At 69.2% G+C, this 21051-nt stretch carries 21 protein-coding genes; 5 read left to right on the top strand and 16 right to left on the bottom strand.

Annotation, left to right across the window (positions count from 1 at the left end):
* Positions 1 to 42: 42 nt before the first annotated feature.
* Positions 43 to 1164, bottom strand: a complete 1122-nt coding sequence (locus tag GGR16_RS23455) for an efflux RND transporter periplasmic adaptor subunit (RefSeq protein WP_019404248.1) — start codon at positions 1162 to 1164, stop codon at positions 43 to 45.
* Between the two features lie 330 nt (positions 1165 to 1494).
* Between GGR16_RS23455 and GGR16_RS23450 the strand changes: the two genes are divergently transcribed.
* From GGR16_RS23450 to GGR16_RS23435, 4 genes are all read left to right on the top strand, one after another.
* Entirely contained in the window at positions 1495 to 2640 is a 1146-nt protein-coding gene (locus GGR16_RS23450; RefSeq protein WP_183318525.1) for an aminotransferase, read from the top strand.
* Positions 2641 to 2725: 85 nt separating this feature from the next.
* Complete coding sequence (locus GGR16_RS23445) at positions 2726 to 3820, top strand: polyamine ABC transporter substrate-binding protein (RefSeq protein WP_183318523.1); 1095 nt, start codon at positions 2726 to 2728, stop codon at positions 3818 to 3820.
* 182 nt (positions 3821 to 4002) lie between these two features.
* Positions 4003 to 4563, top strand: a complete 561-nt coding sequence (locus tag GGR16_RS23440) for a putative glycolipid-binding domain-containing protein (RefSeq protein WP_019404251.1) — start codon at positions 4003 to 4005, stop codon at positions 4561 to 4563.
* Positions 4564 to 4724: 161 nt separating this feature from the next.
* Positions 4725 to 5297, top strand: a complete 573-nt coding sequence (locus tag GGR16_RS23435) for a hypothetical protein (RefSeq protein WP_183318521.1) — start codon at positions 4725 to 4727, stop codon at positions 5295 to 5297.
* Between the two features lie 109 nt (positions 5298 to 5406).
* Here GGR16_RS23435 and GGR16_RS23430 read toward each other — a convergent pair whose 3' ends face one another.
* Complete coding sequence (locus tag GGR16_RS23430) at positions 5407 to 7029, bottom strand: fumarate hydratase (RefSeq protein WP_019404253.1); 1623 nt, start codon at positions 7027 to 7029, stop codon at positions 5407 to 5409.
* A gap of 162 nt (positions 7030 to 7191) precedes the next feature.
* On the opposite strand from GGR16_RS23430, the gene GGR16_RS23425 reads away from it, so the two are divergent.
* Positions 7192 to 8190 (top strand): glucokinase, encoded by a 999-nt coding sequence (locus GGR16_RS23425; RefSeq protein ID WP_019404254.1) that lies wholly within the window; start codon positions 7192 to 7194, stop codon positions 8188 to 8190.
* Positions 8191 to 8196: 6 nt separating this feature from the next.
* Here the strand turns inward: GGR16_RS23425 and ptsN are convergent, their stop codons facing one another.
* The 14 genes from ptsN to aztA all read right to left on the bottom strand — a co-directional run bounded on the left by ptsN (position 8197) and on the right by aztA (position 21051).
* Positions 8197 to 8670, bottom strand: a complete 474-nt coding sequence (gene ptsN, locus GGR16_RS23420; protein ID WP_019404255.1) for a PTS IIA-like nitrogen regulatory protein PtsN — start codon at positions 8668 to 8670, stop codon at positions 8197 to 8199.
* Positions 8671 to 8729: 59 nt separating this feature from the next.
* Positions 8730 to 9323: a ribosome hibernation-promoting factor, HPF/YfiA family gene (gene hpf / locus GGR16_RS23415; RefSeq protein WP_019404256.1), complete on the bottom strand. Its 594-nt coding sequence runs from the start codon at positions 9321 to 9323 to the stop codon at positions 8730 to 8732.
* 125 nt (positions 9324 to 9448) lie between these two features.
* Positions 9449 to 10996, bottom strand: a complete 1548-nt coding sequence (gene rpoN / locus GGR16_RS23410; protein ID WP_019404257.1) for an RNA polymerase factor sigma-54 — start codon at positions 10994 to 10996, stop codon at positions 9449 to 9451.
* A 113-nt stretch (positions 10997 to 11109) separates the two neighbouring features.
* Positions 11110 to 12006, bottom strand: coding sequence for an LPS export ABC transporter ATP-binding protein (gene lptB, locus GGR16_RS23405; protein WP_019404258.1), 897 nt, complete (start codon positions 12004 to 12006; stop codon positions 11110 to 11112).
* Between the two features lie 37 nt (positions 12007 to 12043).
* Entirely contained in the window at positions 12044 to 12658 is a 615-nt protein-coding gene (locus GGR16_RS23400; protein ID WP_183318519.1) for an LptA/OstA family protein, read from the bottom strand.
* Positions 12655 to 13380: an LPS export ABC transporter periplasmic protein LptC gene (lptC, locus tag GGR16_RS23395; protein ID WP_183318517.1), complete on the bottom strand. Its 726-nt coding sequence runs from the start codon at positions 13378 to 13380 to the stop codon at positions 12655 to 12657. Before lptC ends, GGR16_RS23400 begins: the two co-directional genes overlap by 4 nt.
* A 183-nt stretch (positions 13381 to 13563) precedes the next feature.
* Positions 13564 to 14178: a ribonuclease D gene (locus tag GGR16_RS23390; protein WP_183318516.1), complete on the bottom strand. Its 615-nt coding sequence runs from the start codon at positions 14176 to 14178 to the stop codon at positions 13564 to 13566.
* 78 nt (positions 14179 to 14256) lie between these two features.
* Positions 14257 to 15570, bottom strand: a complete 1314-nt coding sequence (locus tag GGR16_RS23385) for an alpha/beta hydrolase (protein ID WP_183318514.1) — start codon at positions 15568 to 15570, stop codon at positions 14257 to 14259.
* Between the two features lie 104 nt (positions 15571 to 15674).
* Complete coding sequence (locus GGR16_RS23380) at positions 15675 to 15959, bottom strand: hypothetical protein (protein WP_183318512.1); 285 nt, start codon at positions 15957 to 15959, stop codon at positions 15675 to 15677.
* Between the two features lie 9 nt (positions 15960 to 15968).
* Positions 15969 to 16979 (bottom strand): WD40 repeat domain-containing protein, encoded by a 1011-nt coding sequence (locus GGR16_RS23375; RefSeq protein WP_019404264.1) that lies wholly within the window; start codon positions 16977 to 16979, stop codon positions 15969 to 15971.
* Positions 16980 to 17172: 193 nt separating this feature from the next.
* Positions 17173 to 18222, bottom strand: a complete 1050-nt coding sequence (locus tag GGR16_RS23370; protein WP_183318510.1) for a CobW family GTP-binding protein — start codon at positions 18220 to 18222, stop codon at positions 17173 to 17175.
* A gap of 143 nt (positions 18223 to 18365) precedes the next feature.
* Positions 18366 to 19361 (bottom strand): metal ABC transporter substrate-binding protein, encoded by a 996-nt coding sequence (locus GGR16_RS23365; RefSeq protein WP_183318508.1) that lies wholly within the window; start codon positions 19359 to 19361, stop codon positions 18366 to 18368.
* A 40-nt stretch (positions 19362 to 19401) separates the two neighbouring features.
* Positions 19402 to 20271: a metal ABC transporter permease gene (locus GGR16_RS23360; protein ID WP_019404267.1), complete on the bottom strand. Its 870-nt coding sequence runs from the start codon at positions 20269 to 20271 to the stop codon at positions 19402 to 19404.
* Between the two features lie 6 nt (positions 20272 to 20277).
* On the bottom strand, positions 20278 to 21051 hold the full coding sequence (gene aztA / locus GGR16_RS23355; protein WP_019404268.1) for a zinc ABC transporter ATP-binding protein AztA: 774 nt from the start codon (positions 21049 to 21051) through the stop codon (positions 20278 to 20280).

The raw sequence follows: 21051 nt of genomic DNA, 5'->3' as shown, positions 1-21051 counted from the left end.
GGCAGTAACTCTTGAGGTCGTGGCCTTCGGCGGCGCGGCGGGTCAGTAGGCGAGGGCCTCGACGACGCGGACCTTCTGCGCGGGGTCGAGCTTCTGCACGCCGAGCGCCACGATCTCGTCGCCCTCGGCGACGCCGTCCGTTACCAGCACCTCGCGGGCGTCGTAGCGGACGACCGTCACCGGCTTCAGGCCGACGGCGCCGGTCGCGCGGTCGACCACCCAGAGCGCCGGGCCGGACCCCTGGTTGAACAGAGCCGAGAGCGGCAGGCGGGCCGCCTTCTCGCCGGTGCCGCCCTTGACGGCGAGCGTCGCGCTCATGCCGAGCGCCACCTCGTCGCCGGCGTCGGGCATGGCGAAGCGGGCGAGATAGGTGCGCGTCGTCGGGTCTGCCGCCGGCGAGAGCTCGCGCAGGCGCGCCGCATAGCGCCGGTCGCGGTCCGACCAGAGCGCGACGGAGGCCTCGCCCTGGCGCACGCGCGAGAGCAGCGCCTCCGGCACGGCGACGACGGCTTCCTTCTCGCCGAGCTCAGCGATGCGGACGGCGGTCTGGCCGGCGGCCACCACCTGGCCGGGCTCGACGAGGGTCGCGGTCACGACGCCGTCGGTGTCGGCGGTCAGCGTGGCATAGGAGAGATTGTTGCGGGTGAGCTCCACGGAACGCTCGGCGCGGGCGAGGCGCGAGCGGGCCTCGGCGGCGGCGGCCTTCTGGCGGTCGAAGGCGGCTTCGGAGGCCCAGCCGCGGCGGCGCAGCTCGGTGCTGCGGTTCTCCTCGGCCTCGGCCTGGGAGAGGGCCGTGCGGGCGGCGTTGAGCTCGGCCTCCGCCTGTTCCGCCTGCAGGCGCAGGTCGGTCTCGTCGAGCTCGGCGAGCGGCGTGCCCTTCGCCACCGTGTCGCCGACCTGGACAAGCCGGCGGGCGACCTTGCCGGTCACGCGGAAGCCGATATCGCTCTCGACCCGCGGCCGGATGCTGGCGACGAAGGTCCGCTCGGGAACGATCTCCTCGAAGTGCACCTTGGCGACGAGCACCGGCCGGTCCGGCTTCGCCTCCTGCTCCGCCACGCTGTCCGTGCAGGCCGCGAGGCCGAGGGAGAGGAGAGCGGCGGCGACGAGCGCCGGCATGCGGGGGAGGCGGCCGCCGGCCGGCTGCGGCGAGAAGTGGTGCATCGGTCCTGGGCTCCATGGGGTGACCGGCCCGGGGGCGGAACCCGTGGATCGGGGGGCACCGAGAGCGGACCACGCGCCACGCCCCCGGACCGGCTGCAGCAAAGGTAGATGATGGCTGATGAATGTCAATTTTCGTCACTAGGCACCCCACAAATCGCACGATCGGGATGTGCGCTGGCGCACATCATTGAAGGGCGGTCGGCAGCGGGCAGTGGGCAGTCGGGCGTCGCGCCGTTCTTCGCCAATGACGTGCCGCGCCGAGCTGTGGCATATCTCGGCTGTCGACCGACTGCCGATTGCCTACTGCCACCGCCCGTCACGAGGAAAACGATGAATTCAGTGCTGGCCGGATTGCCGACGACGGTCTTCGAGGTGATGTCGCGCCTGGCGCGCGAGACCGGGGCCATCAATCTCGGCCAGGGCTTTCCGGACGATCCGGGACCGGCGGACGTGCGCGCCAGGGCGGCGGATGCCGTGGTGAACGGCTGGAACCAGTATCCGCCGATGCTCGGCCTTCCGGAGCTGCGCCAGGCCGTCGCCGACCACTACCAGCATCATCAGGGCCTAGCCCTCGATGCCGAGAGCGAGGTGATGATCACCTCCGGCGCCACCGAGGCGATCGCCGGCGCGCTCCTCGCCCTCATCGAGCCGGGCGACGAGGTCGTCCTCTTCCAGCCGATGTACGACGCCTATCTGCCGCTGGTGCGCCGGGCCGGCGGCGTGCCGCGCTTCGTCACCTTGAAGCCGCCCCACTGGCGGCTGAGCGAGGAGGCGCTTGCCGCAGCCTTTTCGGAGCGCACGAAGGTCGTCCTCTTCAACAATCCGCTCAATCCCTCCGCCGTCGTCTACGGCCGCGAGGACCTCGAGCTGCTGGCCCGCTTCTGCGAGCACTTCGATGCCATCGCCATCTGCGACGAGGTGTGGGAGCACCTCGTCTTCGACGGGCGCCGGCACCTGCCGCTGATGACCCTGCCCGGCATGCGCAAGCGCTGCGTCAAGATCGGCTCCGCCGGCAAGATCTTCTCGCTGACCGGCTGGAAGGTCGGCTTCGTCTCGGCGGCGCCCGATATCCTCAAGGTGCTCGCCAAGGCGCACCAGTTCCTCACCTTCACGACGCCGCCCAACCTGCAAAGCGCGGTCGCCTACGGCCTTGCCAAGGACGACGCCTATTTCGAGGGGATGCGGCGCGATTTCGCGCGCAGCCGCGACCGCTTCACCGAGGGGCTGAGGAGCCTCGGGCTCGCCGTGCTGCCGAGCGAGGGCACCTATTTCGTCAACATCGACATCGCCCCCCTCGGGGAGGAGGACGACGTCGCCTTCTGCAAGCGGCTCGTCGCCGAAAGGGGCGTCGCCGCGATCCCGGTCAGCGCCTTCTATCACGAGAATCCGGTGCGAAACGTGGTGCGCTTCTGCTTCGCCAAGAAGGACGCGACGCTCGACGGCGCGCTCGAGCGTCTCGCCGGTCTCGGCCGTTGAGAAAATGCCCGTAACCGCTTAGCCTTCACGGGGACGCTCGCCGTGAGCGTCCGCTTTCCATCTCGCCTTGGGAGACTGCCCGGAAATGGTCCGCGCTCTCGTTGCCTCACTCGTTGCCGCGCCGCTTCTTGCGCTCGCCGTGCCGGCGGCCGCGCAGGAGAAGACCGTCCACGTCTACAACTGGTCGGATTATGTCGATCCGAAGATGCTCGAGGACTTCACCAAGGAGACCGGCATCAAGGTCGTCTACGACACCTACGACAACAACGAGATCGTCGAGACGAAGCTGCTCGCCGGCAAGTCCGGCTACGACATCGTCGTGCCGTCGGGGCCCTTCCTGCAGCGGCTGATCAATGCGGGTATCTTCGCCAAGCTCGGCAAGGCGAAGATTCCCAACCTGCAGAACGCCTGGCCCGAGGTGGCGGAGCGGCTCCAGGTCTTCGACCCCGGCAATGCGCATGCCGTCAACTACATGTGGGGTACGACGGGCATCGGCATCAATGTCGATAAGGTCAAGGAGCGGCTCGGCGACATCCCGCTCAACACGTGGGACATCGTGCTGAAGCCCGAGCTCTCGGCCAAACTCAAGGACTGCGGCATCCACATGCTCGATGCGCCGGAGGACATCTTCCCGGGCGTGCTGAGCTATCTCGGCCTCAATCCCGATTCCAAGGACGCCAAGGACTTCCAGAAGGCCGCCGATCTCCTCGTCAAGGTGCGCGGCAACATCCAGAAGTTCCATTCGTCCGAATACATCAACGGGCTCGCCAACGGCGACATCTGCGTGGCCGTCGGCTATTCCGGCGACATCCTGCAGGCCAAGGCCCGTGCGGAGGAAGCCAAGAACAACGTCGACGTCGCCTACATCATCCCCAAGGAGGGAGCGCTGATGTGGTTCGACTCGATGGCCATCCCGGCCGATGCGCCGCATCCGGACGAGGCGCACGCCTTCATCAACTTCATGATGAAGCCGGAGGTCGCCGCGGCGAACAGCAACTTCGTCGCCTATGCCAACGGCAACATCGCCTCGAAGGAGCATCTCGACGAGGAGATCCGCAACGATCCCGGCATCTATCCCGATGACGAGACGATGAAGCGCCTCTTCACCAACACGGCCTATGACGAGCGCGCCCAGCGCACGCTGACCCGGCTGTGGACGCGGGTGAAGACGGGCCGGTAAGCGGAACCGGACCGCAGCGGATCACAGGGCGGCATGCCGGGCATGCCGCCCTTTTTCGTTGCCGGCGCCCGACGGGGATTGTCGAAGGCGCCCTTGTGGGTGTCTCATATCCCCACCGCCGCCGCCGGGGCGACGACGCGCCAAGGGGACATTGAGAGGCCCCGCGCGAGGGGAGGCGAACCATGCGCGACATCTACTGGGAGTGGCTTCACGCGCCGGGGCAGGAGCATCTGCGCCTGATCGAGAAGCCGGAGGCGATCCTCGCCGAGGGCGTCGTGGCCGGCACGCTGGAGAGCGGCACCTTCCGCATGCACTACCTCGTGACCTGCGATCGCGCGTGGCGCTTCCGCCATGCCGAGGTGCAGCTGGAACAGGGGCCGGTGCGGCGGGAGCTCCACCTCGGCCGCGAGCCGGACGGGCACTGGCACGCCGACGGCGTCGAGCGGCTCGATCTCAGATCGTGCACGGAGATCGACCTGATGGGTTCGCCCTTCACCAATACGCTGCCCATCCGCAATCTCGGGCTCGCGCCCGACGAGGCGCGGGAGATCCGCGTCGCCTATATCCGCGTGCCGGACCTCGCGGTGACGCCGGAAGCCCAGGTCTACACACGGCTCGACCGGGGCGAGCCGCCGCGGCGCTTCCGCTACCACGGTGTCGCGACCGGGTTCACGGCGGACCTCACCGTCGACGAGGCGGGCCTCGTCGTCGACTATCCGGGCATCTGGCGCCGGCGCGGGTGATCCGGATCCTGGCTTCGGAATGGCGTGCTTTTGAAGCGGAAAGCATATTTCCGCGCAGTACATTGCCATGAGCTGGCAAGTATGAATGCGTGATTCAGGAATTGTCGAGCAACATAGAAGCTATACGTTTTGCGGCATTTTCAATCATTGTTTGGATTTTGATGATGGATATTCCCGGATCCGGTCAGTCGTGCGGCGTCCCCCGCTCCGACGCGCTCCCGAATGCCGACAAGTGGCGCTCCTCGATGGAGCGGAGCGGGTCGCGCGCGGAGCCTTTTGCGAGAGAGACCTTGGTGGCGCAGGTTGCCGCCCTCGGGCATGACGCCTGGCGCGCCGAGCGCCGCCGCGCCGACGGCGGCTATGAACCGCGCGTCAAGGAGGTGAAGGACGAGGCGTGGATGGCGCGCTCCGGCCGGACCACGATCGACATCGCAAACACCGACTATCGCGATCTGCCGAGCGACTGGCAGGCTGAGAACAAGGCCTCGGCGGAAGTCGCCGTCGATTGCGTCCTCAAGGCGTTCGGGCAGGGCGGTGCGCTCGACGGCGCCTTCGTCGAAAGAGCGGCCGAGGTGGTCCATGACGCCTGGCTCGCGCGCAATGGAGCATGGGCGCCGGAGGAGCAGAAGCTGCCTTATCCGCAACTGACGGAAGCGGAAAAGGACAAGGATCGCTTCTGGATCCGCAATGCGGTCGCCCTGGTTGCGAATCCGGCGCAGAACCGCACAGCCTGACGAGCGCAGCCGCTGGATGGGCGCAGAGCGGTGGAGCGAGGTTTGGCCGAAGCTCGCTCCACCCGGCGCGGGAATCGGCGTCTCCCGGACGGCGATGCCGCCGGCCGGCTCAGCCGAGGTTGAGCTCCTTGAAGAAGTCGTTGCCCTTGTCGTCGACGACGATGAAGGCGGGGAAATCCTCGACCTCGATGCGCCAGATGGCTTCCATGCCCAGCTCGGGATATTCCACGACCTCGACCTTCTTGATGCAGTCCTGCGCCAGGCGGGCGGCGGGGCCACCGATGGAGCCGAGATAGAAGCCGCCGTGCTTCTGGCAGGCTTCACGTACCTGCGCCGAGCGGTTGCCCTTGGCGAGCATCACCATGGAACCGCCGGCGGCCTGGAACTGGTCGACATAGGCGTCCATGCGCCCGGCGGTGGTCGGGCCGAAGGAGCCGGAGGCGTAGCCTTCCGGCGTCTTGGCCGGGCCGGCGTAGTAGATGGGGTGGTTCCTGAAATAGTCGGGCATCGGCTCGCCGCGCTCCAGCCGCTCGCGCAGCTTGGCGTGGGCGAGGTCGCGCGCCACGATCATCGGCCCGGTCAGCGACAGGCGGGTGCGGATGGGATGGCGCGACAGCGTGGCGAGGATCTCGGACATCGGTCGCGTCAGGTCGATCCTGACCACCTCGCCGCCGAGCGCGGCCGCGTCGACCTCCGGCAGGTACTGTGCGGGGTTCGTCTCGAGCTGCTCGAGGAAGACGCCGTCGCGCGTGATCTTGCCTTTGGCCTGCCGGTCGGCCGAGCAGGAGACGCCGAGGCCGATGGGGAGCGAGGCGCCGTGGCGCGGCAGGCGGATGACGCGCACGTCGTGGCAGAAGTACTTGCCGCCGAACTGGGCGCCGACGCCGAGCTTCTGCGTCATCCTGTGGATCTCGGCCTCCATCTCGAGGTCGCGGAAGGCGTGGCCCGCTTCCGAGCCCTCGGTCGGCAGGTCGTCGAGATAGCGCGTGGAGGCGAGCTTCACCGTCTTCAGGTTGAGCTCGGCGCTGGTGCCGCCGATGACGATGGCGAGATGATAGGGCGGGCAGGCGGCGGTGCCGAGGGTGAGGATCTTCTCCTTCAGGAAGGCGAGAAGCCTGTCCCGCGTCAGCAGCGAGGGCGTGCCCTGGTAGAGGAAGGTCTTGTTGGCCGAGCCGCCGCCCTTGGCGACGAAGAGGAACTTGTAGGCATCCTCGCCCTCGGCATAGAGATCGATCTGCGCCGGCAGGTTGTTGCGCGTGTTCTTCTCCTCGAACATGGAGAGCGGCGCGAGCTGGGAATAGCGCAGGTTGCGCTTGAGATAGGCGTCGCGGATGCCCCCGGCGAGGGCGGCCTCGTCGTCGCCGTCCGTCCAGATGCGCCGGCCCTTCTTGCCCATGACGATGGCCGTGCCCGTGTCCTGGCACATGGGCAGGATGCCGCCCGCCGCGATGTTCGCGTTCTTGAGGAGGTCGTAGGCGACGAACTTGTCGTTCGCCGTCGCCTCGGGGTCGTCGAGGATGGTCTTCAACTGCGCGAGATGGCCGGGGCGCAGCAGGTGGTTGATGTCGCCGAAGGCGGCCTCGGCCAGCTGGCGCAGGGCCTCGGGCTCCACGACGATCATCTCGCGGCCGGCGAAGGTCTCGACCCGCACGCCGTCGCTCGTGATCTTGCGGTAGGGGGTGCTGTCGGCGGCGAGGGGGAAGAGCGGCGTGTAGGCGGCGTCGGCGGACATCGGGGTTCCTCATCTGGCGAGGGGAGGGGCACGGCCGTGGACCCTGCGGCCCGAGCGTGCTTCTAATGGCTCTCTCGCATCATTCCAAGGCGTGGAAGATGCGAATGCGTCCCCCCGTCGCACGGGGGGCCATCGGCAGGACAAGGAACGCTCAGGAAACCGATGTTCGCCTATCCTCTTCTCGTCGCCGACATCGGCGGCACCAATGCGCGCTTTGCGGTGGTGATGGAGCCCGGCGGGCCGCTCAGGCCCCTCGCGCAGCTGCACACCGGGTCCTATGCCAGCCTCGTCGCCGCGGCGGAGGCGGCCCTCGGACGGGCGGGCGACCTCTTTCCCCGCTCCGCCATCCTGTGCGCCGCGGGCCCCTGCGACGGCCGGCGCATCAAGCTGACCAACGCGTCCTGGATCATCGACGGGCCTGAGATCGCCGATGCCCTGTCGCTCGACCAGGGGCTGCTGCTGAACGATTTCGAGGCGCAGGCGCTCGCCTTGCCTGCCCTGCCGGAGCACGGCCTGCGCGACCTGACCGCCGGCCTCGCGGCGCACGGGCCGACGCGGGTCGTGCTCGGGCCTGGCACCGGGCTCGGCGTCGCCGGCCTGACGGAGGCGGCCGGGCGCTTCATCCCGCTGCCGAGCGAAGGCGGGCATGTGGATTTCGCGCCGATGGATGCGGCCGAGGCTGCGATCTGGGCGGCGCTCGAGCGGGTGGAGGGACGCCACACGGCCGAATCGATCCTCTCCGGACCCGGCCTTGTCCGGCTGCACCGGGCGCGGCTCGCCGTTGCGGGCGGCGAGGGATCGACGGACGAGGCGCCGCAGATCGTGGAGCGGGCGCTCGCCGGCCAGGACGGAGAGTGCCGAGAAACGGTGGCGCTCTTCCTGCAGCTCGTCGCGCGCTTTGCCGGCGACATGGCGCTGACCTTCGGCGCGGCGGGCGGCGTCTATCTCGCCGGCGGCATCCTGCCCCGGCTCGCCCCGCTGATCGATTCCAAAGCCTTCGTGGCCGCCTTTGCCGACAAGCCGCCGGTCGCGGCCTTCGTGCAGGCCATTCCCGTGCGGCTCGTCACGACGCCGGATGCCGTGCTCTACGGGCTCGCTGCCATCGGCCGCGCGCCTGAGCGCTATGCGATGGAATGGGACAGACGGCTGTGGCGGCCGTGAAAAGAGCTATTCGCTCGGCTGGTGGGCGACGGTCGGCGCCTGGGTGAGGATGGCGAAGAGCGCCGCGGGGTCGCGCGTCGCGCGAATGCGTTCCAGCACGTCCGGCTCGCGCAGGATGCGGGCGACGCGCGCGAGCGCCTTGAGGTGGTCCGCACCCGCCGATTCGGGCGCGAGCAGCAGGAAGACGAGGTCGACCGGCTGGCCGTCGAGGGCCTCGAAGTCGATCGGCCGTTCGAGCCGCGCGAAGAGGCCGAACAGCCGGTCGATCCTGGCCGGCTTGCCATGCGGAATGGCAATGCCGTCGCCGATGCCGGTGGAGCCGAGGCGCTCGCGCTGGAGCAGCGTTTCGAAGATGTCCCGCTCGTCGAGCCCGGTCAGCTCGGCCGCATGTGCGGACAGCTCCTGAAGGGCCTGTTTCTTGCCATTGACTTTGAGCGCCGGCAGGACGGCCTCAGGCGAAAGCAAATCGGTCAGAGCCATATCTCAACACACAGGTGCGCGGCCATCGGGCTGGAACAGGTCCGGCCCGCCGGCACACGTCAGGCCTTGTCAGCGGTGCCGTCAGCCGGGGGATCGACCCAGCCGATGGTCCCATCGTGGCGCCGGTATACGACGTTCAGGCGTCCACTGCCAGCGTGTCGAAACACAACGACCGGCGCACCGGTCAGATCGAGCTCGACCACCGCGTCGCTGACGGACAGCACATGCAGCTGCTTGGTCGATTCCGCCACGATGACCGGGTGGAAGTCAGGGCCGCTCTCGTCCTCCTCATCGCCCGGGGCCTCGAGGACATAGGCAGACATGTCCTGCGGGGTGCCGTTGGCCACGCCATTGGCCGCCTGACGGTCCTTGAGGCGGCGCTTGTAGCGCCGCAGCCGCTTCTCGATGCGCTCGGCGGTCTGGTCGAAGCTCAGATAGGCGTCATGCGCCATGCCGGAGGCCTCGAGCGTGATGCCCGAGGCGAGATGAAGCACGCATTCGGTCCTGAAACCCGTCCCCTCCTTGGCGACCGTCACATGGCCCGCGTGCCCGCCCTCGAAATATTTCGAGATGACACTGGCCACGCGCTCCTCCACCTGGCCGCGCAATGCCTCGCCGATGTCGATGTTCTTGCCCGAAACCCGCAGCGTCATTGTTCTCTCCCTTTCTGGCGACCTTTTACGGTGCCACCTCGAGGGGCCCCTTTCGGCAGGTTGTCACAGTATGTCGTAGAAAGAGCGCCGGCCCAAGTCAACGCGGCCAGCCGCCACGCCGGCTTTCATTGAGTGCCGCGACCTTGGGCGCGCTTCTGCCTGCGACGCTCGACGGAGGAGGGAATGCGCAGGGATTCCCGATATTTGGCCACGGTGCGGCGGGCGATGTCGATCCCCGCGCCCTGAAGCTTCTGGACGATGGCGTCGTCGGAGAGGACGTCGTCCGCCGGCTCGGCGTCGATCATTTGTTTGATACGGTGGCGCACCGCCTCGGCGGCATGCGCCTCGCCCCCGGGCGTGCCGGAAATGGCGGCGGAGAAGAAATATTTCATCTCGAAGACGCCACGCCGCGTGCCGATGGACTTGTTCGACGTCACGCGCGAGACCGTCGATTCGTGCATGCCGATGGCGTCCGCCACGGCCTTCAGGTTCAGCGGTCGCAGATGCTCGATGCCGTGGGCGAAAAAACCGTCCTGCTGGCGCACGATCTCGCTGGTGACCTTGAGGATGGTGCGCGCCCGCTGCTCGAGGCTGCGGGTCAGCCAGTTGGCCGTCTGCAGGCAATCGGCGATGAAGGTCTTGTCCGCCTCGCTGCGGGCGTCGCGCGAGACGCGGGCATGATAGGTCTGGTTGACGAGCACGCGCGGCAGCGCCGCCTCGTTGAGTTCGATCAGCCAGCTGCCGTCGGCCGCCTCGCGCACGAAGACGTCCGGCACCAGCGTCTGCGCCACGCCGCCGCCGAAGGCGCGGCCGGGCTTCGGGTCGAGCCGGCGCAGCTCGGCGAGCATGTCTGTGAGGTCCTCGTCGTCCACCCCGCACAGCCGCTTGAGAGCGGCGACATCGCGCCGGGCGACCAGCGGCAGGTGGGCGACGAGCGCCTGCATCGCCGGATCGAACCGGTCCTGCTCCTTCAGCTGGATGGCGAGGCATTCGGCGAGGCTGCGCGCGGCGATGCCGGAGGGCTCGAAGGTCTGGACGAGGGCGAGCACCTCCTCGACGCGCTCGTTCGTGGTGCCGAGCCGCGCGGCGATGGCCGCCGTGTCCTCGGCGAGATAGCCGGTCTCGTCGACGGCATCGATGAGATGGCGGCCGATGAGCCGCTCCGCGGGGTCGCTGGTCGCGACGAGCAACTGTGCCTCGAGGTGGTCGTGCAGCGACAGGTCGGCGGCGAGCGTCGCCTCGAGGCTCGGTCCCTCGTCGTCGTCGAAGGAGCCGTGCCCGCTGCCGCTCCAGAGGGAGGACGAGACCGGCAGCTGGTCCTCGGCCGCGCGGGCCTCGCGGGCCTTCGCCCCGCCTTCGTCCTGGAAGACGTTGTCGAGGCGCGTGCCGAGGCCTGCCTCGATCGTGTCGCGCGAGACGGCGAGCTCGTCCTTGAACCACTGGCGCTCGTCGTCGACGCCGGCCGGCTCGGCGGCGGGCTCCGCCATCTCGGCCGGGCGCTCGCCGTCGGCGCCGTCGGCCCGTTCGAGCAACGGGTTGCGCTCGAGCTCCGCCTCCACATAGGAGACGAGCTCGTTGTGCGAGAACTGAAGCAGCTTGATCGCCTGCAGCAGCTGCGGCGTCATCACCAGGCTCTGGCCCTGGCGCAGCTCCAGTCGGTGCATCAAAGCCATGTTGCCGCCGCCGTCCCCAAACTCCGCGCGCCTTCGGCACGCTTCTTGCTTGGATCACGGTTTTAGCGAGTGTCGCACCCTGCGTCAAAGGGACGGTGCGCCCGGCACGGCCTTCAGAGGTGAAAATCCTCGCCAAGGTAAAGACGGCGCACGTCCGCATTGGCGACGATCTCGTCCGGCCGGCCTTCCGTCAGCACGCGGCCGGAGTGGATGATGTAGGCCCGGTCGATGAGGCCGAGCGTCTCGCGCACGTTGTGGTCGGTGATGAGCACGCCGATGCCGCGGCTGGTGAGGTGCCGCACGAGGTTCTGGATGTCGCCCACCGCGATCGGGTCGATGCCGGCGAAGGGCTCATCGAGCAGCATGAAGGACGGCTGGCCGGCGAGGGCGCGCGCGATCTCGCAGCGCCGCCGCTCGCCGCCCGACAAAGCGATCGACGGCGACTTGCGCAGCCGGGTGATGTTGAATTCCTCGAGCAGCGCGTCGAGCTCGCGCTCACGCTCGCGCTTGTCCCGGATGACGACCTCCAGCACCGCCCGGATGTTGTCCTCGACGGACAGGCCGCGGAAGATCGAGGCCTCCTGCGGCAGATAGCCGATGCCGAGGCGCGCGCGCCGGTACATGGGCAGGTGGGTGATGTCGTGCCCGTCGAGGGTGATGGTGCCTCGGTCGGAGGCGACGAGGCCCGTGATCATGTAGAAGATCGTGGTCTTGCCGGCGCCGTTGGGGCCGAGCAGGCCCACGGCCTCGCCGTTGCGCACGTTGAGCGCCGCATCCTGCACCACGGTACGCCCGCGATAGCTCTTCTGCAGGCCGCGCACGGAGAGAATGCCGGGGCCGCCATAGGCACCGTCCTCGCCCTCGTGCGAGCCGGCCGCATAGAGGGGGGCGAAATCGTCGGGGGCCTGGGGGCCGCCGAAGGGGGGCACGCCACCGGCAAACGGCTCGGCGGTCTCCAGCCCTTCCGGGCGGTGCGCGGCGCCGGCATGGCGCTTCAGGGAGAATTTCACGTCTGTGGTCCGTCCTCGGTCGACGAGCGGTGCGGCCTCAGCGGGGGCGCGCCGGCTTCTGCGGCTCGTTGCCGCCCGGCACGAACACGCCCTGCACGCGCCCGCCCGGCTTCGACTCGCACCGCGCGATGCTGGTGTTGAGGTCGTAGACGATGTGGTCGCACTGCTGCACGTTCTGGCCCTGGCTGAGCGCCACCTTGCCGGTCAGGAACACGCGGTTGGCCTGGCGGTCGAAGGTGGCGTTGTCGCCGGTCGCGGTCTGGTCCTTCGAGACCACCGTCACGGGCCCGGCGCATTCGAGCTTCTTGATGTTGTTTTCCGCCGGGGTGCCTCCGGCCTGCGCATCCGCCGGCTGGCCGGCGGCGGCCTGGTTGCCGCCGGTCTGACCGCCGCCCTGGGTGGCGCTCTGGTCGTAATGGACGACGAGCTGCGAGCAGCGCATGGTCGTGTCGCCCTGCACGGCGACCACGTTGCCCGAGAAGACGGCGCGCTGCTCCTTGTCGAAGATCTCGAGCCGGTCGGCGTCGATCTTGATCGGGTCCTTGCTGTTGCCGAGGCCGCCGAAGGGCGACGCGCTCTCCTGCTGGGCGAAGGCCGGGGCCGCCATCAGCGCAAGGGCAAGGAGGGCATAGGGCTGAAGCCTGATGGTCATGGACGGTCTTCTCGGTTGGATCCGGTCTCGGCGCCGCCGGTCGTCGGCGGGTTGGCTGCTTCGGGCTGGCGGGCAGCCTTGGCCTCGATCGTCGCCTGCACCCGTCCGGCGAAGGTGATGTGCTGCCCGTTGTCGGTGACGTCAAGCGTGTCGGCGGTAATGGTCGCGCCGGTGATGGCGACCTCGACCGGCTGCTTCGAGGTGACGGTGCCTGCCTTGAAGTCGACGGAGGCCGACTTGAGGCGTGCATCGTAGCCGCGCTCCGTCGTCACCCGCACGTTGCCGTCGAGCTCGAGCTGCTCGTTCTGGGAATCATAGAGGCCGCTGTCGGCGCTCAGATGCGCGCGTCCCTGATCCTTCAGCGTGACGTGGCCGTCGATGGTGGCGAGCTCGATGAGGTTGGGCTTGCGCGTGTCCTGGGTGGCGGCCGAGGCGGTGAGCTCGTAGGGCTGGGTGCCCTCGCGGAAGCCGCGCAGCTTGGGCGCGCTCATGGTGATCTTGGTGCCGGACAGGCTGACGGGGCCGAGCGACAGGCCGCCGATCGCTCCGAGCGGCGCGAGCAGGCTGATGCCGACGATGGTAAGGACGGCGAGAAGCGCGCCGACCGGGATCGCGCGCCGCAGGAAGCGCACCCGGCCCGAATGGCGCAGGGCCGCGCCATAGGCATCGCCCTCGCGCGCAACGCGGTGGCCGGTCCTGTTAGACGACACCCCGACGGACATGGGACAGGTTCTCACCCTCGCATGGCGAACGCGCAGCTGGGCGGATCATTCCAGCCCCGATAAGGCGCGCGATCGACGGCAATATCAAAACGCAAGATACCTCGGCATGCACGGCAATGCACGCCGAGGCAAGCCTCATGTAGTGATGCCGAGGCGCAAGGTCAAAGCTTTGTGCCAACCGGCTCACGAATGGGCGAAAATGTCGACTTCCGGCCAGCCCGCAAGATCGAGCCGCGCCCGCGTCGGCAGGAAGGCGAAGCACTGGCGCGCGAGCTCCGTGCGACCCTCGCGGGCGAGCAGCGCCTCGAGCTTGTCCCTCAATGCGTGGAGATGCAGCACGTCCGAGGCCGCATAGGCGAGCTGGGCCTCGCTCAAAGTCGGGGCGCCCCAGTCGGACGACTGCTGCTGCTTCGAGATCTCGACGCTGAGGAGCTCCCGCAGCACGTCCTTGAGGCCGTGGCGGTCGGTGTAGGTGCGGGTGAGACGCGAGGCGATCTTGGTGCAGAACACCGGGCCGGGCATGACGCCGAGATAATGCTCGATGACGGCGAGGTCGAAGCGGGCGTAGTGGAAGATCTTCAAGACCTTCTCGTCCGCGAGGAGGCGCGCGAGATTGTCCGGCCGCGGCCCGTCGGGGCGGATCTGGACGAGGTCCGCCGTGCCGTCGCCGCGCGACAGCTGCACGAGGCACAGCCGGTCGCGCTGGGGCACGAGGCCGAGGGTTTCGGTGTCGACGGCCACGGCGTCGCCGAAGTCGGCGTCGGCCGGCAGGTCACCGATGTGCAGGCGGATCGTCATGTCGCAGCGTCCTTCTTTCGCCCCGGGCTACCACCGCGCCTGCGGCAGGGCAAGGGGCCGGGAGAACGATGGCGACGGTCAGGGCGGCGGCAGTTCGGCCGCGGTGCCCCGCCTGTGGCCGGAGTTTTGCGGCACGATGAGGGTGCCGGTCGCCTCGGCCGTGTCGGAGAGCGAGCCGCCGAGGCGCTCGACGTGCGTGCCGTAGTTGCCGCGCGAGGTCTCGTCGAGGACCGAGACGGGTGCGCTGATGACGAGGCCGGCGGCGGTGCCGACCGTGCTCGCCGCACCCGCGGTCAGCTGGATGATGCGGTCGCCGAGCCCGACGCGCTGGTCCGTCATCGTCTGGCCGGCGACGAGGCGCTGGCCGATGATCTGCACGACCTCCGGGCTCTCGGCGAACTTGCCGTGGTTGAGCCGGTCGCCCGTCTGCAGCTTGGTGAGGTCGATGACGGTGATGCCGTCGCGTGGCAGGTCGGTGTGGTAGGGCTCCATCTCGGGGTCGATGGCGCCGAGCCGGGCCGAGCTGCCCCAGATCCGGCGCGAGACGGCGAGCGCCCGGTCGTCCTGCGAAACGAACAGGGTGACGTTGGGGCGCGGCGCCCGGATGGCGGCGAGCTGGGTGCGGAAGACGTCGACGTCCACGTCGGGGGCCGCCAGCATGACGTTGCGGATCTTCGGGGCCACGCGGCCGTTGCGGATGGCCATCTGGCGCAGCGCCTCCAGCGTCACCCAGTTGCCCATGGAATGGGCGAGCACCGAGATCTCGCCGACCGCCGGATCACGGGCGAGCGCGGTCAGCAGGGTTTCCAGCGCGTCGCGGGAATAGGTGCTGCTCTCGCGGTCGTAGCCGTAGGCGAGAATGCTGGCGCGCGACGGCCAGGTGAACAGCACCGGCACCACGGGCGAGCCCGAATCGTGGACGATCTGGGCGAAGCGGAAGACCGCGTCCTCGAAGCGGTTGTTGAAGCCGTGGATGAACACGAGCACGCGGCGCTTGGGCGTGCGCGCCACCGCCTTGTGGAACCAGTCGAGCGCCGCCTGGCGATCGAGCCTGTCGGCCCGTAGCGTGACGAAGTCGGTCGCGGGATTGCCAGGCACGCGGCTCGGCCATTGCACCTCGCCGGCGGTGCGGGCGCTGTCCGGCGGGATCGAGACGGTGATATTGGCGAAGGCCGGCTCGCGGCCACGCTCGCCCGTGAACATATCGACCGGGGTCTCGCCCGGGCTGCGGGTCGTGGCGACGATCATGTCGACGGTCGCGGTGCCCGGCGCCCGCTCGGCGACCGGCAACAGCACGCCCTTGGGCGGGCCGGCGCAGGCGGCGAGGCTCGCGCAGAGGAGAATGCCGGCCAGCGGGCTCAGCCATGACGCGCGCAAACCGCCAATGATCATTGCAAGACCGCTCCCCAACCCGCTGGCCCGGCATCGGCCGGCGCCGCAGCTTTGCCCGGCAGGGGCGGGAATGGCAAGGGACAGGGAGGAAATGGCCGATCGGCTCAGGCCTGCGGGGCTGTGGCTGCGGCGCCAAGGTCTTCGTCGGTCACCTCGGCGGCTGCCTTGGCGATCTTGAGCGCCCGGGTCCTGCGGCCGGGCTCCATGACGAGGACGACGGTCTCGAGGCCGGGGCAGGCGGGATCGGCGCAGACGATCTCGTTCACGGCGACGGTCGCCTCGTCGGAGAGGCAGAGCACGATGCGGGCCCGCTCCTTCAGGGCGGCGAGCGCGGCCTTGGCCCCGTCGTCGCCGTCCTTCCTGCCGAAGAGGCCGAAGCGCAGCGCCATGGCCGCTGCTCAGGGCAACGTGAGGATGCCGGCCGCCCCCGCGGCCGTGCCGAAGGCGAGGCGCTTGCCCTTGGCGTCCCAGGCGAGGGCCGTCACCGCCGCATCCTCCTGCGCTTCCACGCTCGCGCGGCGCACCAGCAGCTCCGTCGCGTCGGTGAGGCGGATGAGGAGGATGCAGCCGTCCTCGTAGCCGGCGGCGACGACGAGCGCGCCGGGGTGGAAGGCGACGCGCGAGACCTTGGCGTGGCGCACGCCGCATTCCCGCGGCGCGCGGCCCATCGGGCCGTCCTTGTCGAAGGGCCAGACGATGATGGCATCGGCGCCGGAGGTGGCGAGCCAATTGCCGTCGTGCGACCAGGAGAAGGAGCGCGTCTTGGCCGGATAGCCGGTCATGCGCATGTCGCGCCGGTCGGAGAGGCGCCAGCCGTGCAGGGCGTTCTCCTGCATGGAGGTGACGACGAAGCGGGCGTCCGGCGACCAGGTGACGCCGAGGTGCGAGCCCTTCCATTCGAGCTTTTCGGGCTCCGCGTCGGTGTTCGGGAACCAGAGGCTGACGGCATTGTAATGGGCGATGGCGAGGCGGTAGCCCTTCGGCGCGAACGCAAGGCCCTGGGCTGTCGATGGTGCCTCGAAATGGCGCAGGCGGCCCTTGCCGTCACGCGCCGTGACGCGCTTGCCGGCGCTCCAGGCGAGGGTGCCGTCGCGACCGGCGACGATGGCGTCGATCCAGCGGCCCTTCTCGTCGCCGATCTCCTCCACCGTGCCGTCGCCGGCGACGGCGACGATGCGGCCGTCGTCACCGCCGGTCACGAGCCGCCGGCCGTCGCTCGTCGCGACGAGCGCGGCCCCGTCCGGATGGGCCGCGACGCGTTTCTGGTCGTCGCCGGCGACGAGCAGCGCCGCGCCGTCGGCCAGTGCGAATGCGGTGGTGCCGCCGAGCCAGGCGAGGGCGGTGACATGCGCGCCGGCAGCGAGATCGGCGACATGGTCGGTGAGGGAGGAGATCGTCGGAGCGGCCATGGGATCTTTATGATCGAGCGTCGGTCGGAGACTCCCCTCCCCCTTGCGGGGAGGGGGTAGGGGTGGGGGTCGCGACGCAAGAGCACGACCGCCTGCGTGCTGCTCCACCCCCTTCCCTACCCTCCCCCACAAGAGGGGAGGGGACAAGAGGAGTCGTTCGGCAAGCCGGGGGAGCGAGCAATGGCCCGCCGCGTCACGCCGTACAGGCCAGGAAGCCCTCGCGGATCGCCTCCTTGTCGAGGTTGCGGCCGATGAAGACGATCTTCGACCGGCGCTCCTCGCCGGGCTTCCACTCGCGCTGCAGGTCCCCGTCGAGGATCATGTGCACGCCCTGGAAGACGAAGCGGCGCGGCTCGTCGCGGAAGGCGAGGATGCCCTTGGAACGCAGGATGTTCGGGCCTTCGCGCTGCACGAGGTCGTTGACCCACGGCAGGAACTTGTCGGGATCGACCTCGCCGTCGATGGTCAGCGCCACCGACTGCATGTCCTCGTCGTGATAGTGCTTCAGCCCGCCGTGATGGTGGTGGTGATCATGGTCGCAGTCCGGGCCGCAGGCATGGTCGTGGTCATGATCGTGGTGGTGATGGTGGTGGCCGTCGTCCTCGAGGAAGGCGGGCTCGAGTTCGAGAACGCGCTCAAGGTCGAAGGCGTTGCGGCCGAGCACCTGCGAGATGTCGACGGAGGCGCGCTCCGTCTTGTGGATCATCGCATAGGGGTTGATGGCGCGGATGCGGCCTTCCACCTCGGCGAGTTCCTCGGGCGAGACGAGGTCGATCTTGTTGAGGATGATGACGTCGGCGAAGGCGATCTGGTTCTTCGCTTCCGGCGCGTCCTTCAGCCGGTCGGTCAGCCACTTGGCGTCGGCGACGGTGACGACGGCGTCGAGCTTCGTCTTGTCGGAGACGTCCTGGTCCATGAAGAAGGTCTGGGCCACGGGCGCCGGGTCGGCGAGGCCGGTCGTCTCGACGATGATGGCGTCGAACTTGCCCTTGCGCTTCATCAGCCCGTCGAGGATGCGGATGAGGTCGCCGCGCACGGTGCAGCAGATGCAGCCGTTGTTCATCTCGAACACTTCCTCGTCCGCGCCGACGACGAGGTCGTTGTCGATGCCGACTTCGCCGAATTCATTGACGATGACGGCGAAGCGCTGGCCGTGCGGCTCCGTGAGGATGCGGTTGAGAAGCGTCGTCTTGCCGGCGCCGAGATAGCCGGTGAGGACGGTGACGGGAATCTTGTCGGCCATAGATGGGCTCCAAGGAACGCCGGGCGCAGCCCGATCCTGACGGACCCTGCCGCACGGGCGTGATCAGACCTCGCGAAAGGCGGTGCCCCGGATGCGGGGCTTTCCACCCCCTCCTAGCACCGCCGCCGGGCCGCCGTCGACCGTCACCGGGCGAGGGCGGCGTTCAGCGCCTTTATATTGTGCTGCATCATGGCGATGTAAGTCCCCGCCGCGCCGTTTTCATCCGACAGGGCATCCGAATAGAGGCGGCCGCCGATCTTGGCGCCGGTCTCCTTGGCGATGCGCTCGACGAGGCGCGGATCGGTGACGTTCTCGAGGAAGACGGCGGGGATCTTGTCGCGCTTGATCTGGCGGATGATGCGGCCGACGTCACGGGCCGAGGCTTCCGCATCGGTCGAGACGCCCTGGGGGGCGATGAAGGTGAGGCCGTAGGCCCTCGCGAAATAACCGAAGGCGTCGTGCGAGGTGATGACCTTGCGGCGGTTGCGCGGGATGGCCTCGACCGCCGCCTTGACCTCGGCCTCGAGCGCATCGAGCCTGGCGAGATAGGCCTCGGCATTGGCGGCATAGGCCTCCTTGCCCGCCGGATCGGCGGCGGCGAGCCCGTCGCGGATCGCCGCGACATAGAGCTTCGCATTGGCCACATCCTGCCAGGCGTGCGGGTCGAGCCCGCCATGCTCGTGGGCGTGCTTCTCGTCGTGTTCGTCGGCGTGGCCGTGTCCGTGGGCGTGGCCATGCGCGTGGCCATGACCGTGGCCGTCGTCCTCCATCTCCAGCGGCTTCACCTCGGCCGCGGCCTCGACGACCGTGGCCTTGGTGCCGGAGGCCTGAACCAAGCGGTCGATCCAGCCTTCGAACTTGAGGCCGTTGACGAAGATGACCTTGGCCTCGGCGAGGTTGCGGGCGTCGGCGGGCGAAGGGGAATAGACATGCGCATCGCCGTTGGGCCCGACGAGGACGGTGAGGTCGATGCGCTCGCCGCCGACCTCGCGCACGAGATCGCCCAGGATGGAGAAGGTGGCGACGACCTTCGTCTTCGAGGGCGCCTCGGCCTGCTGCGCGAAGGCAGCAGGAGCGAGCGGCAGCGCCAAGAAAGCGGCGGCGGTAAGTGCTGATATAACGTTGCGTCTGGTGCGCATGGTTGATCCTCCAGAGCCCGCCGCGGGGCGGCGGTGATTTTCAGGCTTCGAGATGTCGTCCCGGCACGAGGCGCCACAGGAGGCCGTCGACGGGGCCGACGAAGAGCGAGGCGATATAGGCGCCGCCCGCGACGAGGATGATGGACGGGCCGGCCGGCAGGCCGGTGTGGTAGGACAGGATGAGCCCGGCCGCGCCGGACAGCATGCCGACGAGCGTGGAGACGCCGATCATCACGGTGATGTCGCCGCTCCAGAAGCGGGCGCTCGCGGCCGGCAGCATCATCATGCCGACGGCGAGCAGGGTGCCGAGGGCGTGAAAGCCGCCGACGAGATTGATCACGACGAGCGCGAGGAAGGCGAGATGCGCGACGGCTCCCGCGCGGCTCACCGAGCGCAGGAAACCTGGATCGACGCATTCCAGCACCAGCGGCCGGTAGAGGACCGCCAGGGCGGCGAGGGTCACGGTGGCGATGCCGGCGACGAGCAGGAGCGTCGCATCGTCGAGCGCGAGCACCGTGCCGAAGAGGACGTGCAGCAGGTCGACATTGGAGCCGCGCAGCGAGACGAGCGTCACGCCGAGTGCGAGCGAGATGAGGTAGAAGGCGGCGAGGGCCGCGTCCTCCTTCAGCGCCGTCGTGCGCGCGACGAGGCCCGCGGCGAGCGCCACCGCGAAGCCGGCGGCGAGCCCGCCGATGGTCATCGCCGGCAGCGACAGGCCGTAGAGGAGGAAGCCGACGGCGGCACCGGGCAGGATGGCATGGGCCATCGCGTCGCCCGTCAGGCTCATGCGGCGCAGCATCAGGAAGACGCCGACCGGGCCGCCCGACAAGGCAAGGGCGGCGGCCCCGACGAGGGCCCGGCGCATGAAATCGAATTCCACGAAGGGGTCGATGAGAAGGTCGTAGAGCATCGCCGCTCAGGCCGCGTCGCGTGCGCAGATCGGCGCATGCGTGTCGAAGGCCTCGACGAGGTGGCGGGCCCGCAGCAGGTTCTCGGCCGTCAGCACCTCGTCCGTCTCGCCCCAGGCCACCGGCTCGCGCGCCAGCAGGAGCGTGCGCGGGAAGGCCTGGCGCACCATCTCCATGTCGTGCAGCACGGCGACGACCGTGCGCCCCTCGTCGTGCCAGCGGCGCACGAGGGCGAGAAGGTCCGCCGTGGTGCGGGCGTCGATGGCGGTGAAGGGCTCGTCGAGCAGGATGATGTCGGCATCCTGCAGCAGGAGGCGGGCAAAGAGCGCCCGCTGCATCTGCCCGCCGGAGAGCGTGCCGATGGTGCGCTTCTCGAAGCCGGTGAGGCCGACGGCGGCGAGCGCCTCCTCGATCCGCACCCGGTCCTTGCGGCCGATGCCGCCGAACAGGCCGGCGCGGCTCCACAGCCCGACGCAGACGAGGTCGTAGACGGTGATGGGGAAGCTGCGGTCGATGTCGGCCGCCTGCGGCAGATAGGCGATGCGGGCCTTGGCCCCGCGCGGCGTGCCGAGCGACAGGCGGATATGGCCGGACAACGGCGGCAGCGCCCCCACGATGCCCTTGAGCAGGGTGGACTTGCCGGCGCCGTTCGGCCCGACGACAGCCGTCAGGCTGCCGCTCGCCAAGGCGCCGTCGAGATGGTGCACGGCCGGATGCCGGTCGTAGCCGAGCGTCAGGTTCTCGAAGCGGATGGCGTCGCTTGTGCGCGCGGCATCGGTCAT

The sequence above is a fragment of the Chelatococcus caeni genome (genome assembly GCF_014196925.1).
Classification (GTDB): Bacteria; Pseudomonadota; Alphaproteobacteria; order Rhizobiales; family Beijerinckiaceae; genus Chelatococcus_A; species Chelatococcus_A caeni.
The sequence above is the reverse complement of the archived record's forward strand: the minus strand, read 5'-3'. Positions and strand labels throughout refer to the sequence as shown.

Excerpts from the sequence above, each read along its gene's own strand:
- GGR16_RS23365 (WP_183318508.1), bottom strand. The coding sequence starts at position 19,361 with ATGCGCACCAGACGCAACGTTATATCAGCACTTACCGCCGCCGCTTTC.
- GGR16_RS23380 (WP_183318512.1), bottom strand. The coding sequence starts at position 15,959 with ATGGCGCTGCGCTTCGGCCTCTTCGGCAGGAAGGACGGCGACGACGGG.
- GGR16_RS23400 (WP_183318519.1), bottom strand. The coding sequence starts at position 12,658 with ATGACCATCAGGCTTCAGCCCTATGCCCTCCTTGCCCTTGCGCTGATG.
- GGR16_RS23450 (WP_183318525.1), top strand. The coding sequence starts at position 1,495 with ATGAATTCAGTGCTGGCCGGATTGCCGACGACGGTCTTCGAGGTGATG.
- aztA (WP_019404268.1), bottom strand. The coding sequence starts at position 21,051 with ATGACCGATGCCGCGCGCACAAGCGACGCCATCCGCTTCGAGAACCTG.
- GGR16_RS23360 (WP_019404267.1), bottom strand. The coding sequence starts at position 20,271 with ATGCTCTACGACCTTCTCATCGACCCCTTCGTGGAATTCGATTTCATG.
- GGR16_RS23390 (WP_183318516.1), bottom strand. The coding sequence starts at position 14,178 with ATGACGATCCGCCTGCACATCGGTGACCTGCCGGCCGACGCCGACTTC.
- GGR16_RS23425 (WP_019404254.1), top strand. The coding sequence starts at position 7,192 with ATGTTCGCCTATCCTCTTCTCGTCGCCGACATCGGCGGCACCAATGCG.
- hpf (WP_019404256.1), bottom strand. The coding sequence starts at position 9,323 with ATGACGCTGCGGGTTTCGGGCAAGAACATCGACATCGGCGAGGCATTG.
- GGR16_RS23440 (WP_019404251.1), top strand. The coding sequence starts at position 4,003 with ATGCGCGACATCTACTGGGAGTGGCTTCACGCGCCGGGGCAGGAGCAT.
- GGR16_RS23430 (WP_019404253.1), bottom strand. The coding sequence starts at position 7,029 with ATGTCCGCCGACGCCGCCTACACGCCGCTCTTCCCCCTCGCCGCCGAC.
- lptC (WP_183318517.1), bottom strand. The coding sequence starts at position 13,380 with ATGTCCGTCGGGGTGTCGTCTAACAGGACCGGCCACCGCGTTGCGCGC.
- ptsN (WP_019404255.1), bottom strand. The coding sequence starts at position 8,670 with ATGGCTCTGACCGATTTGCTTTCGCCTGAGGCCGTCCTGCCGGCGCTC.
- GGR16_RS23375 (WP_019404264.1), bottom strand. The coding sequence starts at position 16,979 with ATGGCCGCTCCGACGATCTCCTCCCTCACCGACCATGTCGCCGATCTC.
- GGR16_RS23445 (WP_183318523.1), top strand. The coding sequence starts at position 2,726 with ATGGTCCGCGCTCTCGTTGCCTCACTCGTTGCCGCGCCGCTTCTTGCG.
- GGR16_RS23435 (WP_183318521.1), top strand. The coding sequence starts at position 4,725 with ATGATGGATATTCCCGGATCCGGTCAGTCGTGCGGCGTCCCCCGCTCC.
- GGR16_RS23385 (WP_183318514.1), bottom strand. The coding sequence starts at position 15,570 with ATGATCATTGGCGGTTTGCGCGCGTCATGGCTGAGCCCGCTGGCCGGC.
- rpoN (WP_019404257.1), bottom strand. The coding sequence starts at position 10,996 with ATGGCTTTGATGCACCGACTGGAGCTGCGCCAGGGCCAGAGCCTGGTG.
- GGR16_RS23370 (WP_183318510.1), bottom strand. The coding sequence starts at position 18,222 with ATGGCCGACAAGATTCCCGTCACCGTCCTCACCGGCTATCTCGGCGCC.
- GGR16_RS23455 (WP_019404248.1), bottom strand. The coding sequence starts at position 1,164 with ATGCACCACTTCTCGCCGCAGCCGGCCGGCGGCCGCCTCCCCCGCATG.